Below are 15577 nucleotides of genomic sequence, written 5' to 3' on the forward strand. Positions count from 1 at the left end.
ACCCATGAGAGCCTTTTGCCAACAAATATTGAGCTTTTTTATGGGGGGCCTATGCCTGTCGATAATAGTCACCGGTGGAAGGTGCTGGGAGTTGGTGTTGCGGCCAACGCCAGTTTTTCCAGCGTCGTTGGGGGGCTGCCGGCAACAGCCATTTACATGCGTGCCACCTATCAGCTCGACAATACCGAGTTGGGGTTGGTGCTGGGAGTCTTGGGACTTGGCATTGCCATTAGCGAAATTCCCTGGGGTCTGCTGACTGACCGCTGGGGGGATCGGCCGGTATTGCTCACCGGGCTTCTGAGTTCCGGGATAGCCCTGTTGGTACTGGCGATGCTGGCGCTGTATGCGCCTACCTTGGTATTGCTGGCCGTAGGGTTATTTATCGTGGGACTGCTGGGAAGTAGCGTCAATGGCGCCAGTGGCCGGGCGATCATGGCATGGTTCAAGGAGGGCGAACGGGGACTGGCCATGAGCATCCGGCAAACAGCGGTCCCGGGCGGCTATGCCTTGGGGGCGGTGATACTGCCCTATCTTGCCCACCGATACGGCTTTGTCGAAGTGTTTGTTGCCAGCGCACTGTTCTGCCTGGTGGCGGGCCTGTTTGCCTGGCTTTGGCTCTACGAGCCGGACTTCTCCGGTGCGGCAGCTAAAAAGCAGAACGCGGCATCCAGCAACAGCCCGCTGAAAGACTCTCGGGTCTGGCGAATCGTATTAGCCATAGGGCTGCTCTGCGCCCCGCAGTTTGCGATTCTCACCTACGCAGCCGTGTTCTTTCACGACTTCAGCAACCTCAATATCACCCTCGTATCCGCGACCCTGGCGGTCATACAAGTTGGCGCTATCGTCAGCAGGATCTGGAGCGGACGCTGGACCGATAAAAACAAAAACCGTCGCAGCTACCTCAAAGCCTGTGCCTGGTTAAGCACCGTGACGTTCCTTCTGCTCGGCATCACGGTATCGGCAACCAGCTTTTACGGCATGGGCGAGTCGCCGCTGGCCAGCGCCATCATCATCGGTGTAATGGTCGTCGCCGGAATCAGCGTATCGGCGTGGCACGGAGTGGCCTACACCGAACTGGCCACACTGGCGGGCGCCAGTCGAGCCGGCACCGCCTTGGCAATGGGTAATACCTGCGTCTTTGTCGTGCTGTTCGCCACCCCTATCGCAGCGTCGGCCCTTATGACGCACTTTTCCTGGGGCATGGTATGGCTGGCTGCAGCCTTCTGCGCACTGTTGACAGTGCCGCTATTTCCCCGCGTGGAAAAAACCTACGCGCTGGAATTGGGTTCAGCTTGAATTCACCCGCGTCAACGCTTCACAACTTCATGGCAATCGAAGCAACACTCGTCGCAACAAAATGAATAAAGGCTGATTGGATCAGCCTTTATTTATCTGGACTTATACTCATTCCATTGGAGGAAACCATGATCCCTCGATTCATCTTTACGCCTGATGAAAAGGCACAGCTGCTCAGCCTTCTAGAACAATCTCGCCTCTCTCCCTATAAAAACTACCCGGAGTTTTCCCAGGAAATAAGAAACTTGCATCACTTGGTTCCCCCGCGCTTCGTCAAGGAGTGCCAAGACATCAGTCATGAACGAGCCAGCCATCAACAAAAGATCCACGTCATTCGCAACTGCCCTCTGGACCCGGTAATTCCCGAGTTGGACCCTGAGGATCCGGTGACTGATAAACACCTTAAAAAAAACCGATTCATCAGCGAAGCATTCCTTGAATTATTCGCCCAACTAACCGTCACCCCGTTGCTGTCTTACGAAACAAGAAACAAAGGGGATTTTTTCACCGATGTGATTGCCATCAAAAAATACAGCGGTCAACTGACCGGTTTCAGCGACAGTGAGCTGGTTTTCCATAATGACCGTACGGCACATAAAGTCAGGGCAGACTACATCACGCTGCTGGGCATGCGCTGCCCGGATGACGACTTGATTTATACGGGCTACATCGACGGCGCCGATATCATAAAAAACCTCGAGCCCGCGCACATCGAGTACTTGCGTCAACCTCACTTCTTCACCGTTTTCGATGTGTTCTCCCGCGACATGAACAAACAACTCAGCACCTCGGGGAAACATCCGATCCTGAGCAATGCCCATTCCATTCGCTATCTGGACACCATGACCTGTGTCGCGCCAGAGGCGCCGCTTGAAGCACGAGATGCATTCATTGCCTTTAAAAATGCAATGACCCGTTCACAGTGCAAGCGCCACCGAATCCTCACAGGGGATTTGCTGACATTCGCTAATCAGGACGGCCTGCATAACCGCGAAAAGATTGACGTACTAAATCCTGAAAGTGCCTCCTCCCGCTGGCTGTTGAAAACCTACGCTTTTAAAGACACCGATACGGCTGAGAGTTTCAGACCCTTCTGGTCCGAGAACCGAGCAGGTTGTGTCATCGACTGAACGCAACATAAACGCAACTTCCCACTTACAGTGTGACTATATAAAACTTTATATCAGGGTGATTTAAATGCGTTTACGCGCAATCTCCAAACGGGTTCAACACCTGGAGCTTTCGGAAACTTATGCGATTTTAGACAGAGTGCGTAAATTGCGGGAACAGGGTGAAGATGTCGTCGATCTCGGCGGCGGTGAACCTGACTTCAGGACACCTGATAATATAGTCCATGCTGCTGTAGATGCACTTAGCAACGGCGAAACCCATTACACCGCCAGTCGTGGAACCAAGGCGCTGCTTGATGCAGTCGCGCAAAAATACAAAACCGAACACGGTCTTGAGCTCGACGCCGACAAAAACATCATCATCACGCCCTCGGCCAAACACGCGCTGTTCATCGCGCTGATGACATTGCTGGATGACGGTGATGAACTCATTGTCCCGACCCCCAGTTGGGTGAGTTACAAGGCAATGGCAGCAATGGCCGGTGCAACCGTCAAGGCCGTGCCGTTGGACGGTACAACAGGCTTCATGCTTGATCCTCAGGCGCTGGAACGGGCGATCACGCCTCGTACCAAGGCGATTCTGATCAACAACCCCAACAACCCTACCGGTCGCGTGCTGACCCGCGAAGAAGTGCTCGGTGTAGTCCAGGTGGCGCTGAAACACGGCTTATACATTGTCAGCGATGAAATCTACGAAAAGGTCATCTATGACCAATCGCGTCATATCAGCATCGCCAGCATCGAAGGCGCTGCGCCGATCACCGTGACGATCAGCGGTTTCTCCAAAGCCTATGCGATGACCGGTTGGCGCTTGGGCTATGTCGTGAGTTCCGAGGAAATCTCCCACCAGATGCTCAAGGTTCAACAACACACCGTGGGTTGCGCCGGCTCCTTTATCCAGAGCGGCGGCGTCGCGGCACTTGCTGGCTGCCAGCGACGGATCACGGAGATGGTTGTTTCTTATCAGCAGCGTCGCGACAGACTCGTGAGCGGGCTTGAAAAGATCAACGGCATTACCTGTATAGCGCCCGAGGGCGCGCTGTATGTATTTGCGTCGATATCCGCAATGGGGTTTGAAAACTCAATGGCGTTTACACGCTGGTTGCTGGACACGGTGAAAGTTGCCGTCACCCCGGGCACCGCGTTTGGCGAAGGTGGCGAAGGTTATATCCGTTTGTCCTTTGCGGGCAGTGATGAAGACATCGACGAGGCAATCCGCCGACTTCATTTCGCTTTCCAGTAACTGCCCCAATCGCGTTCAACCTCTTCACACATACCGACAGGAGTGAGTATGCCTTTAATCAATGACGCACCTTTTCCATCCGCGCACCGCATCGCAATCATCGGCAGCGGCCCGCGTGGTTTGTCTGTTCTCGAGCGTCTCGCTGCACTCATGCTGACCCAGCCACCTGTCCGCCAGGTGATGGTCTATCTGATAGACAGCGCACCGATGGGTACTGGCCGGATCTGGCGAACCGATCAGCCTCGTCACTACGTGATGAACACCGTAGCCGAAGAAGTTTCTTCCTTCTCCGGCCCCCTGGATGACGGCCCCCTGCGGCCCGGTGCCGGTCCTTCGCTGGCGCAATGGTGGAGCGCCGTGGATCCGGCCTATCCCGGCCCGAACTCGTACGCGCCGCGCGCAGTGCATGGCGAGTACATGCAATTTGTCTTGTCGACCATCGAGGCCAGTTTCAAGTCGAACATCTCGTTGCACCGGATCGGCGGACGAGTCGTGGATCTGCTCAACACCACACAAACCCGAGTCCTGGAGCTGGACAACGGCCAATCACTTGAAGTGGACAAAGTCGTCATCGCAACCGGGCACCCGACTCCGGAATTGACCGGCTGGGAAAAGGAACTGCAGCAGTTCGCCAGCCAGACACAAGGCTTGGCCTTCATCCGGGGTGACTCCGCTGCGGACATGCCGCTGTCTCTCATCGAGTCACACCACCACGTGGGCATTGTCGGCCTGGGCCTGGCGTTTCACGATATCGTCGCCGCCCTGACAGTCGGTCGCGGCGGCAGATTCAGCGTAGTCAACGGCGTCACTTCGTATATTCCCTCGAACCTGGAACCCAAGTTGTTCGCCGGCTCGCGCAGTGGGATGCTCATTCCGGCCCGAGGACGAAACCAGAAAGGCCCCAACTTTCAATACCAGCCAATGTGCATCACCCGGGAAAAGATCGACGCGTTACAAAAGCGCGGTGACATCGACTTCTCCACCGAAGTGCTGCCGCTGCTGCTGATCGAAATCAACATTGTTTACTTTGCGACCGCCATCCGAATCCAGAAAGGCGCGGCAGCAGAGTTGCAATTCAAATCCTGCGTAGCCCAACTGCCGTCGTTGTCCCTGCAAGCGCTGGCGGACGAGGCTGCGCGATTTGGCGTGAGCGAACTTGCGGTGCTGGACCTGAACCGACTGGCGCGGCCCTTCCAGTCGGAACACTTCAGCAACCCCGCCGACTTCGCCCAGGCCCTCGATCGAGTCCTGCTGGAAGATCTGCACAACGCCCGCGAGGGCAACGTAGACAATCCGCTCAAAGCCGCACTGGATACCATTCGGGATACGCGAGCGCTGATCAGGAGCGTGGTGGACTTTGGAAGACTTACGCCCCGCACGCATCGCATGGATTTTTTGCAGGAGTACGCCCCCACCAGCCTGTTCCTGACTGCTGGGCCTCCCCTCTACCGTACGGAGCAGATTCGCGCACTGATCGCAGCGGGCGTGTTGACCCTCGTGGGGCCCGAAACGATCTATAGCACCGATATCGAGCAGCAGAAGCTGACCATCGAATCTCCTCGGGTAAAAAATTCCCGGCACTTGCTCGATGTGGTCATCGATGGGCGCATTCCATCACCCGATCTGCTCCGGGATCCATCGATCCTGACTCGCAACCTGGTGCGACGCGGGTATTGGAACAACTACATCAATCAGGGCGCAGATGAGGAGTTTGTCACAGGCGGTGTCAGTGTCACGCCCGCCCCTTATCACCCTGTCAACCAACACGGCCAACCGATGCAGGACCTCTATGTCCTCGGCTTGCCTTCCGAACACACCCGTTGGTTCATGCAGGCAGGCAGCAGCCGGCCCGGCTTCTGGACCGATTTTGCCCAGGATGCGCATCACGTAGCCGCACACGCCATGCAGCCTGCCTGGGTGGATGTACCCGTTCAACTTGCCGAAATGGCCTGATCGCCCGCATTTAAAGGAATAAATGATGTCTGCAAAAAAAGCATTACTGGTCATGGATTTCATCAACGAAATTGTCCACCCCGAAGGCGTTTATGCACGCGAGGGCTACTACCAGCAAACTCAGGAGCGCGGCGTGCTGAAGAACGCTGCCTCGGCCCTCAAGCATGCACGCGAACTACAGCTGCCCGTCATTTTCATCGTCGTAGGGTTCAATGCGCACTATAAGGAGTTCCCCCCTCACTCCAGAGTGTTTGCACCCGCCAAGGAACACAGCGTGCTGAAACTGGACACTTGGTCGACCCAAGTACACGACGACCTGAAGCCACATGAAGACGAAATCGTTATTGCCAAGAGCCGGGTCAGTCCGTTTTACCAGACCAATCTTGAATTGGTTCTGCGGACCCAGGGCATAGAGGAATTGATATTGACCGGAGTCTCGACCGAGCACGTCGTCCTCGCCACGACGCTCGACGGGCATGACCGAGACTTCATCGTCACCGTGCTCGAAGACGCCTGCTCGGCGGTTACGCAGGCGCGTCACCTGGCGGCCATGGAAAGAATCTCGCGCACGGCCAACATCAGCTCCACCGCCCACTTCATCACTTCGTCCCGATAACAGGCCTCGACCATGACCCCTACAGTTTTCAATCTGTTGAACGTTGCCAATGAACCTGACTTGATCACCTGGTCAGCACACGCGCAACTGGATCGCAACGGCGCCCGTATTCATACCCTGTTCGAATGCACCGAAAGTGCCCAGCGCATTGCGTTGATTCGTTGCGATGCGGGCGCCAGCGCGGCGGCACATCATCACAATGGCCATGAAACCTTTTTGATCCTCGACGGTGACTTTGAAGACGAAAACGGTGTGTACCTCAAAGGAGACTTGGTCATTTACCCACCGGGCAGCACCCACGCCTGGAAGTCATCCACCGGCGCGCTGATTTACGCGACGTGGGGTGGCACGGTGACCTCGGCACAGATTACACCGGCCGTTGCCGCTAATTCGGAAGAGTATGACAACAGTGTCTACGATGGCCGGCACTTGGTATGAACCTGACGCAGACATGTTTTCGAGGTGAAATTTCATGCCCTTGAGCCGTAATCCAAAATTGCTGTTTCTGAGCCAAGATCCGTTGAAAATGTCACGGCAACTGGGGGGCGAAGCGCTGACCCTGGAACAGGCCGCACCGTTACGTGACGACATTTCGACCGATGAAATAACGCCAATTCCCGTGCTCGCGTATTTTGACGATCGCCTGGCGTCATACCCCTATGTCGGTCTGAAGGCTGGCGCAATGCTGCCCATCGGCAAGGATGATGTGCTTTCCCGGGGCTATGAAGTGACTGTCGCGGGCAAACGCTACGGCAAGGGCTCGTCACGTGAACACAGCCCCCTGGCGGAAAAAAAGGCTGGTATCCGCCTGGTGATTGCCGAAAGCTTCGAGCGCATCTACCGACAAAATGCCGACAATATCGGGCTCTTGACCTCAACCGACTTGTCATTGGTCCCGCGCTTGCTGGCCGGCGAAGAAATACCGGTCAGTGAATTGATCGGTACGAGAGACGCGCTGTCCACCGCCATTCTCAAAAGCGGGGGCCTGTTGCACTACGGCCGCGAACACCTGAGCAATGAGGCCGACTTACCCGCCGATCGCTCCCAGGAACTGCCCGCCGGCCCCCTGACCTTTGCCGAAAAAATCATCCATCGGCATTTGATCAAGGCCCGCGGAGCCGAGCGCGTCGACTACGGTGCGGGCATTTTGATGCGGACCGACTGGCGTTTCATTCATGAGTACTACACCGGACTCTGCGCTCATCTGCTCCACGATTGCTTCGGCGAGACGTTCGAACTTCACCAGCCACAATCGATCCTGGCGTTTGAGGACCACCTGTCTTACAAGCGCCGAAGCCCGGCGCACGTTGGACAAAACCTGGTGGGTGAACTCGATGCGTTATCTCGCGCTCATCGTGACTTTGCACAACAGCATGGGTTGAAGGCTCACGGCTATCTGTCTGGCGAAGGCAGTGAGGGCATATCCCACGCCATGATGGCGGAGACCTACGCGTTGCCTGGGCAAGTCGTTGTCGGCACGGACTCCCATACGCCTCACAGTGGTGCGTTGGGCTGCCTGGCGTTTGGCGTGGGCACCACCGACATGGCCAATGCCTTCATGACGGGGTCGGTAAGGGCCGCTTACCCGCAAAGCCTGCGCATCTCGCTGCTCGGCCGGTTATCAGCCGGGGTGACGGCCAAGGATCTGGTCTTGGCGCTGCTGTCTGACAGCCGCATCAAAGCCGGCCTGGGGGTGGGTAAAATTTTTGAATTCAGCGGCCCCGCCGTGCCTTATCTTTCGACCGATGAACGCACCACCCTGACCAACATGACGGCAGAGCTGGGGGGCTTCACCGGCATCGTCGTACCCGACCAGGAAACCGTGCGTTTTCTCAAAGAGCGACGCAACCTCGACTTCGCGCTCGAGTCCTGGATGACCAGCGATCCTGGCGCCATTTATGCCGATACGATAGAACTCGACTGCGGTGAAATCCTGCCGATGATCGCCTCGCCCGGAGACCCCGGGAATGGGCGCAATCTCACCGACATGACGGAGCGAGTCGCTATCGATATCGCTTATGGCGGCTCATGCACCGCTGGCAAGCGCGACGACTTCGATCACTACTTTGACGTGATCAAGTGGGCGCTCGGACAAGGGCTGAAGTGTCATCCCGACGTACAGTTGTTTTTGCAGTTCGGCACGGTCGATGTACGTGAATACTGTGAACAGAAGGACTACCTCGCTGCTTTCCGGCAATTCGGCGTAGAACTGCTGCAGCCGGCCTGCGGGGCCTGTGCGAACTGCGGGCCGGGGTCATCGGTCGACAAGGACCAAGTGACCATCAGCGCCATCAACCGCAATTTCCCGGGGCGCTCCGGTCCCGGTCAAGTGTGGTTGGCAAGCCCGCCTACCGTGGTCGCCAGTGCGATTGCGGGGTACATCACCTCGTTCAGCGCACTGCGCGCCCAACACCAACCCCGCAGGGTAGTTGGTGAGGACTGCCACGCGTGATCGACAAAACGGAAGGCGCACACCCATGCGCCTTCCGGTTCGAGCCCGACTTTCAGACCCGTCGCTTGATCGGTTGGGTATCCTGTGGGAGCGGGCTTGCCCGCAAAGAGGCCAGTCAGACCAACATACCCTCTGGAGAAGCCAGTGAACCAAGCCCTCCTCATCATCGACGTACAACCCAGCTTCGCGCCGCCGCAGTGGCTGATCCACGGCATCCAGTCCCTCATTGGCACGCTCCCCAGCGTCGCCACGGTCGAGCGCCATGACGAAGCCAAAACCCCGTTCCAGAAACAACTCGGCTGGCACCCTGCACCGGACGACGACAGCCTGATCCGGGCCGATCGCGTCTTCATCAAGTACGGTTACGCGCCGACACCAGAAACCATCGAATATTTGAAAAGCCTGAAGGTGGATCGAGTGTTGGTTTGTGGGTTGCAGACCGAGACTTGCTGCCTGGCGGCCGGGTTTGCGCTGTTCGATGCGGGGTTGCAGCCGACGTTGATCACGGATCTGACGGTGGGATCATCGCTAGATCGTACGGGCGGGTTGGGGGTGCGGCTTTGGGAGCATCATTTCGGGCACACTGTGAGCTCGCGTGATTTGTAAGTCCTACCTTCCACGTCCTAGGAAATTTCCCTCAAGTTGTGTCGAACTCCATGAAGTATCGAGCAACCAGCCGAGAAGATAACCTCCGATTTGTGCTGCAACCCGGCGAACGGTTTTGACAGACCGTAAAGCGTAGGGACACTCAATCTTTCGGAGTTCTTCCATGAAAAAGCCCCGCTTGACCTTGATTAAAAATCCGAACTTCTCAGATTCGGACGCCCTCGATCTGAATGAACTCACCGAAGCCGTCGAACGCTATCGCAGCGCTCGCCAGAGCAACCCCAGATCTTCTGTTCCGATGCAAAATATTTTCGTCGTCAACCCGGATATCGACACGCGCACTCTGCTCGCTTACGCCAGCGAGAACGTGGCCTTGGCGACGTCTATCGCTGCCGATCTGACCACCCAGCTCGAAGAGCCGCATCGCAGCGTGGCATACGCGATTCATCGGCTGGCAGTTTTGGCAGAATTGTCGCTCAATCAATTGCTGGCAAACATAGAAGCGTCTGAGTCCGGGATCAAACCGGTCTGACGCTGAGTGGGCGCATTCGCTAATCAACTGACCGGTTCATCAACCAAAAAAATGGCACCTTGCGAGAATATCCCTGGTGCCTTTGTGTTTGAACGAATACCGCTAGCCCGAAGACTCAACAGAAGGTTTCACAAACTGTAACTTTCTGTCGAGCACCCACACGGGCAAACCCGAGCGGCTTATCGGACAGCTTCTTCGGAAATTTCCTGCAAGGCGTGACGACTCAGAGCTGATTGTGCTACCCAGGTTTCAAACCTACTCTGTGTCAACAAAACAGCTGGTCGTCCTAGACAGGTTGCATGAGTGCATCCTTACGACCAGAATCCCAACCCACTGGATTACCTACCGACAAGGAGGCCTCATGCAAAACATCAAATCGCCCAGCCGCCTTGTCGGTATTGGCCTGTACACACCCGCAGAGGCCTCGCTGTACACCGGTATTCCATCTACCGATATACGCCGGTGGCTATTCGGCTACACAACTCATGACGTTCAGCACCCCGGACTTTGGAACTCGGAGCTCGCAGATGTTGATGAGTGCGTTCTTGGCTTTCATGACTTACTGGAAATTCGTTTCGTTCATGCCTTCCGGCAACATGGCGTCAGCCTGCAAGCTATCCGCAGCGCCTCGCAACAAGCCAAAGAAATGTTTAACCAAGCTTACCCATTTACCTGCAAGCGCTTTCAAACTGATGGCCGAAGCATCTTTGCGACCGTTTTGAGTGAAACGGGAGATGAGGCGCTTCTGGACCTGGTCAAGCGGCAGTACGCGTTCGAGCAAATCATCAAGCCTTCGTTGTATGAAGGCATCGATTACACCGGATCAGGTGATGCTCAACGTTGGTATCCGGTAACGCGCAGTAAGGCCATTGTTCTAGACCCTTCCAGAAATTTCGGAAAGCCCGTTCTCACTACCGTGGGAATCGACACGGCAGCTATTTTTAGTGCTTATAAAACTGAAGGTCAGAGTACCAAGCGTGTAGCACTTCTATACGAGATCCCCACTTCCTCAGTTGCGGCAGCCGTACGTTTTGAGCAGAGCATGGCGGCTTGAAGTTCCTATTGGATAATAATCTGCCACCCGCCTTGGCCCGTGCGTTGAATGAACTGACCAAAGCTCACGCCGAAGGGCATTCGGTATTGCCTTTAAAAGATAAATTCCCACAGGGCACCGCAGATATCGAGTGGATTTCAACGCTAAGCGATGAAGGCGGATGGGCTGTCATTTCTCAAGACAAATTTACAAAAGGTGATATCGAAAAGAGAGCGTTCCGCGAATGCGGACTACCTATTTTCTGCCTGGCCAAGCACTGGGGGAACGAATCCTATTGGAACAAAGCCCATAATCTGGTGCGTTGGTGGCCCGCGATCATGAATCAAGCCGAGTTGATCCGTGGCGGAGCTGCCTTTCGCGTGCCGTGGAAATTCCCCACACACGGAAAGTTTGATCAGATAAAGATGTAAAGCCCGGCCTCCACCGGGCTTTTTTCACTTCAACGATTACAACGTCACGCCGAGCCCCTTCTACACTCACTCCGCACACGCCCTCCCCAACGCGGACCGAATACCCCCATGACCAACCTCAAAGACCGCCTCAAACAAGGCAAGGACGCGCGAAAAACCTGCCCCCGCAACACGCAATCGGCCTTGGGCAATATTGATCGCGACCCACTGCCGCTGATCAAGGCATCCAGCGAGGGCCGGATAAAATCGCTGGTCGAGTTGCGCTACGGGCGCATGCTGGTTTCCCCGTTCACCTTCTATCGCGGTAACGCGCTGCTCCAGGCCCATGACCTGGCGGGCACGTCGAGCATGGGCCTGATTTCGCCGATCTGTGGCGACAGTCACTTGATGAACTTCGGCGGTTTTGCCACGCCCGAGCGCAATCTGCTGTTTAGCGTCAACGACTTCGACGAAGCGCATCCGGGGCCGTGGGAGTGGGACCTTAAAAGGTTGGTGGCGAGTTTTTTGATTGCGGCGCGAGATCTGCGCCATGGTGAGACGGTCGAGGAAGATGTCTGCCGCCAAGTGGTCGCGGCCTATCAGAAGACCATGACCGAGTGCGCCGAACAGAGCGCACTGGAAACCTGGTACGAGTCCATCAGCTACGACGATTTACTGGAGCAAGCGAGCAAAGCCACCCTGGAACATGTGGAGCGGGCCATCGAGAAGGCCGAGCGCCGCACCCATGCCGAGTTGCTGCCAAAAATCTGCGAACGCGATGCACACGGCCGTCTGACGATTCGCGATGACTTGCCGGAAATCTTCCACCTGCACACCACCACGACGCTGCTGGATGCCGACGATGACTGGCTGCGTCTCTCGGACTGGAAGCCACTCTTCGACACCTTCATGGGCGACTATCGGGCCACGCTGCAAGCGGACCGTCGTGAGTTGTTGTCACGGTTTCATGCCCACGACATGGCGTTCAAAGTGGTGGGTGTGGGCAGTGTCGGCACCCGTTGCCTGGTGGCGCTGTTGACTGACGAACAGGAGAACCCGTTGTTCCTGCAATTCAAGGAAGCGCGGCGCTCGGTACTCGCCGGTTACGTCAAGACCAAGTCGCGGGTGCAGCACAACGGCCAGCGTGTGGTGAACGGCCAACGGCTGATGCAATCGGCCAGCGACCTGTTCCTCGGCTGGACCACCGGGCCGAGTGGTCGACATTTTTATGTACGCCAATTACGCGACATGAAAGTCTCGGCGGAGCTCGAGACGTTCGATGCACCCACCTTCGCCGCCTACGCACGCACCTGTGGCCGTGCCTTGGCCCGAGCCCACGCCAAATCCTCAGGACACGCCGCGCAGATCAGCGGCTACATCGGCAAAAGCGATGCACTGGCCGATGCGCTCTTCAAGTACGCCGAAGGCTATACCAAACAGAACGAGCAGGACTTCGAGCGCTTCCAGCAGGCGTGTCGCAAGGGTCGCTTAAGGGCGCGTTCAGATGCCGATTTTGCGGCGGATCATCTGCCCTAGAGGCTGCTATTGGCCGAGGCGTTAACGTAGATGAATTTTTCTTCACCCTATCGCCCCGCGCCAACCGGTACATTGCCCTCGCTCATTCAAGAAACTACGGTTTGCCCGCCCTCCCGCGGGCTTTTTTTTGCCTCGCGATTGGCCCCCGACGGCTGCGCCTACAGGTGTTTCAAGCGATACAAGTAAGTGTCCTGAACGCCATGACCTGATGTCTGCCGCGCTCGCGCAAACACCCTGATCAACTGAAACCCTGCCGCCACCGCCAGCCGCTGACTGGGCAGGTTTGCCGAGGATGTGGTCAGGTAAAACGTCTGGCCAGGCAGGCTTTTGACCAACGCTTCCAGCGCCCGGCGCATGTAACCTTTGCCCGAATACTCGGTATTGGCCCAATACCCCACCTCATGGCGATTGCGCCCCCGAGGCTTCAGGCCAATGCAGCCGATGATCGCCGCGCCCCGATCCGCGACGATAAAAAACCGCCGCTCGCCTGTTTCACTGTTGAAGTCATCGACCGAGCGCAGCATGAATGCCCGCGCTTGATCCTCGCTGGTATAGGGCTTGGCCCAGGGCAGAAACTCGGAATGCGCTGCAAAACTGAGATTCAGCGCATCCTGCAGTGCTGTGCACAAGACTGGGTCCGGCGCCCGCAAACTCATCAAGGGCAAATCCGTTGGTAACGAGAGCTCCATATTTCATCCTTAAAACAGCGTCCGTCATCAGCGACGTTTAGATATTTGTGCGGTAAGTCGTGGAATTTTTCAGACCCGACAGGCTCGAAGGCCCCTGTTTGCGGGGCGTGATTTTATCGTTGATGCAAATCACGTCCACCCTCCCCATAGGGTGTACCATCAAGTTCTGTCAATCAGATATCAGTTAGCCATGTCCACGCTGAGCGAAGAGAGCCGCCAGATCGTAGCTTCTCTGGCGCACCGTGTTGGTCCCAACGCTGACCCCGCAAGGATTGCCCAGGCGATCGTTACCACCTTGCAGGATATGAACGCAGCCCTGACGCCGATCATCGGCCAGCAAGGGGTTGTCGCGCTATACCGTCGCAGCCTCCATCTGTGCGCTTCCACTCATCCGCGTCTGGCCGACACCTTTGGCAGTGTCCAGGCCGCGCTGGATCTGATTGCCCTCAAATCCGTACTCGTCGAGCAAAACGAAGTCGATGCGCTGTTTTTCGGTGAAGTGTTGCTGACTACGTTTTACGAGTTGCTGACCACGCTGATCGGGCCCTCGCTCACCGCACGTTTGCTTCGTAGCTGGTGGGAACCTTCTTTGAGCGACACCCCTTCGCAGGAAACTTTGCCATGAGCACCAAAGTGACTATCAACCGTCTGGCCACCGGCGTGCCAGGCCTGGACGAGGTGCTGGGCGGAGGTTTGCCGGAATTTTCGTTCAACCTGATCGCCGGTCCTCCTGGCTGCGGCAAAACCACCCTGGCGCACCAGATGATGTTTGCCCTGGCGACGCCTGAACGCCCGGCATTGTTCTTTACCGTACTCGGCGAGCCGCCGCTGAAGATGCTGCGCTATCAGCAGCAATTCGACTTTTTCGACAGCGAAGCGATCAATCAGTCGATTCGCTACGTCAACCTGGCCGACGATACCCTGGCCGGGGATCTGGACGAGGTGCTGCGGCGCATCGTCAGCGAGGTAGAGGCTCACTCGCCGTCGCTGGTGTTTGTCGATTCGTTCCGCTCCGTGGTCCTGGCCAGCCAGACCCAGGACAACCCCAACAACAACCTGCCGCAGTTCGTTCAGCAACTAGGCATGTTGATGACCACCTGGCAGGCGACGACCTTCCTGATTGGCGAATACTTCACCGAAACCGACACCAACCCGATTTTCACTGTGGCCGATGGCCTGATCTGGCTGCGCCAGAGCGTTCAGCGCAACTCAATGGTGCGCAAGATGGAAATCATGAAGATGCGCGGCCAGCCGACATTGCCGGGGCTGCACACCTTCCGTATTGCCACATCGGGGATCAAAGTCTTCGCGCCCGCCCCACTCAGCCCGGTTGAAGCACCGCTGGAATTCCCGATCAAACGCCTGAAAATGGGCGTGCCGCAGCTCGACGAGATGCTCGGCGGCGGTTTACCCCGGGGTTATTCGTTGCTGGTGGCCGGGCCGTCGGGTTCGGGCAAAAGCATTCTGGCGGCGACCTTCCTCGCCGAAGGCGCACGCAATGGCGAAACCGGCGTGATCGCCGTGTTTGAACAACGGCCCAACCATTCGCAAAACGCTACGCTGGCCAGTTTGATCCAGAAGGGTCAGGTCGGCCTGGTGGATAGCCGTGCACCGGACCTGTCCATCGATGAAATCGTCCAGTTGCTGCTCAGCGAGATCCGTCGACTGAACGCCACCCGGGTGGTCATCGATTCGTTGTCGGGCTTCGAGCTGGCACTGGCCCCGACCTTCCGCGAAGACTTTCGCGAATCGCTGTCACGCATGGTCACCGCGCTGACCAGCGCCGGGGTCAGCGTTCTGATGACCTCGGAGCTGGAAGACCGCTACACCGACCTGCGCTTTAGCCCCTACGGCACAGCGTTTCTGACCGACGCCATCATCGTGCAACGCTACATTGAAGTAGAGAGCCGTCTGTTGCGCATCATGGCGGTGGTCAAGGTACGCGCCAGCGCTCACTCCGATGAGCTGCGCCAGTACCACATTGACGATAACGGCCTGCAGATTGGCGAGATGCTGCCGGACCAGGAAGGGCTACTCGGCGGCCGGCCGACCCGGCAGCGCAGCAAAGACAGGGTGTAAGC

15 protein-coding genes are annotated in these 15577 nt (G+C 57.0%); 14 read left to right on the forward strand and 1 reads right to left on the reverse strand.

Annotated features, from left to right (window positions below; genetic code table 11):
* Positions 1 to 51: 51 nt before the first annotated feature.
* The 12 genes from NK667_RS23420 (at position 52) to NK667_RS23480 (ending at position 12807) form a co-directional block, all read left to right on the forward strand.
* Positions 52 to 1296, forward strand: a complete 1245-nt coding sequence (locus NK667_RS23420; protein ID WP_054616174.1) for an MFS transporter — start codon at positions 52 to 54, stop codon at positions 1294 to 1296.
* Positions 1297 to 1424: 128 nt separating this feature from the next.
* Entirely contained in the window at positions 1425 to 2426 is a 1002-nt protein-coding gene (locus NK667_RS23425) for a Fe(II)-2OG oxygenase family protein (protein WP_054616175.1), read from the forward strand.
* Between the two features lie 67 nt (positions 2427 to 2493).
* Positions 2494 to 3669 (forward strand): pyridoxal phosphate-dependent aminotransferase, encoded by a 1176-nt coding sequence (locus NK667_RS23430; protein WP_063869687.1) that lies wholly within the window; start codon positions 2494 to 2496, stop codon positions 3667 to 3669.
* 48 nt (positions 3670 to 3717) lie between these two features.
* Positions 3718 to 5622 (forward strand): FAD/NAD(P)-binding protein, encoded by a 1905-nt coding sequence (locus NK667_RS23435; protein WP_054616177.1) that lies wholly within the window; start codon positions 3718 to 3720, stop codon positions 5620 to 5622.
* Between the two features lie 25 nt (positions 5623 to 5647).
* Positions 5648 to 6238, forward strand: coding sequence for a cysteine hydrolase family protein (locus NK667_RS23440; protein WP_063869688.1), 591 nt, complete (start codon positions 5648 to 5650; stop codon positions 6236 to 6238).
* A gap of 12 nt (positions 6239 to 6250) precedes the next feature.
* Entirely contained in the window at positions 6251 to 6676 is a 426-nt protein-coding gene (locus tag NK667_RS23445; protein WP_054050105.1) for a cupin domain-containing protein, read from the forward strand.
* Between the two features lie 34 nt (positions 6677 to 6710).
* Positions 6711 to 8690 carry an aconitase family protein gene (locus NK667_RS23455; RefSeq protein ID WP_054616179.1) on the forward strand — a complete coding sequence of 660 codons (1980 nt, stop codon included), beginning with the start codon at positions 6711 to 6713 and terminating at the stop codon, positions 8688 to 8690.
* A 144-nt stretch (positions 8691 to 8834) separates the two neighbouring features.
* Positions 8835 to 9296, forward strand: a complete 462-nt coding sequence (locus NK667_RS23460; RefSeq protein WP_054050109.1) for an isochorismatase family protein — start codon at positions 8835 to 8837, stop codon at positions 9294 to 9296.
* Between the two features lie 163 nt (positions 9297 to 9459).
* Positions 9460 to 9828: a DUF6124 family protein gene (locus NK667_RS23465; RefSeq protein ID WP_054050111.1), complete on the forward strand. Its 369-nt coding sequence runs from the start codon at positions 9460 to 9462 to the stop codon at positions 9826 to 9828.
* 361 nt (positions 9829 to 10189) lie between these two features.
* Entirely contained in the window at positions 10190 to 10882 is a 693-nt protein-coding gene (locus NK667_RS23470) for a hypothetical protein (RefSeq protein WP_054616180.1), read from the forward strand.
* Positions 10879 to 11292 (forward strand): PIN-like domain-containing protein, encoded by a 414-nt coding sequence (locus NK667_RS23475; protein ID WP_054616181.1) that lies wholly within the window; start codon positions 10879 to 10881, stop codon positions 11290 to 11292. Before NK667_RS23470 ends, NK667_RS23475 begins: the two co-directional genes overlap by 4 nt.
* A 108-nt stretch (positions 11293 to 11400) precedes the next feature.
* Positions 11401 to 12807 carry a DUF2252 domain-containing protein gene (locus NK667_RS23480; RefSeq protein WP_054616182.1) on the forward strand — a complete coding sequence of 469 codons (1407 nt, stop codon included), beginning with the start codon at positions 11401 to 11403 and terminating at the stop codon, positions 12805 to 12807.
* Between the two features lie 158 nt (positions 12808 to 12965).
* Here the strand turns inward: NK667_RS23480 and NK667_RS23485 are convergent, their stop codons facing one another.
* A complete protein-coding gene (locus NK667_RS23485) occupies positions 12966 to 13496 on the reverse strand; it encodes a GNAT family N-acetyltransferase (protein ID WP_054616183.1) in 531 nt (176 codons plus the stop codon).
* 190 nt (positions 13497 to 13686) lie between these two features.
* On the opposite strand from NK667_RS23485, the gene NK667_RS23490 reads away from it, so the two are divergent.
* Entirely contained in the window at positions 13687 to 14121 is a 435-nt protein-coding gene (locus tag NK667_RS23490; RefSeq protein ID WP_236708617.1) for a hypothetical protein, read from the forward strand.
* Positions 14118 to 15575 (forward strand): ATPase domain-containing protein, encoded by a 1458-nt coding sequence (locus NK667_RS23495; protein ID WP_054616184.1) that lies wholly within the window; start codon positions 14118 to 14120, stop codon positions 15573 to 15575. The genes NK667_RS23490 and NK667_RS23495 overlap by 4 nt, the downstream gene beginning before the upstream one ends.
* Positions 15576 to 15577: the final 2 nt, after the last annotated feature.

The organism is Pseudomonas nunensis, from assembly GCF_024296925.1.
Classification (GTDB): domain Bacteria; phylum Pseudomonadota; class Gammaproteobacteria; order Pseudomonadales; family Pseudomonadaceae; genus Aquipseudomonas; species Aquipseudomonas nunensis.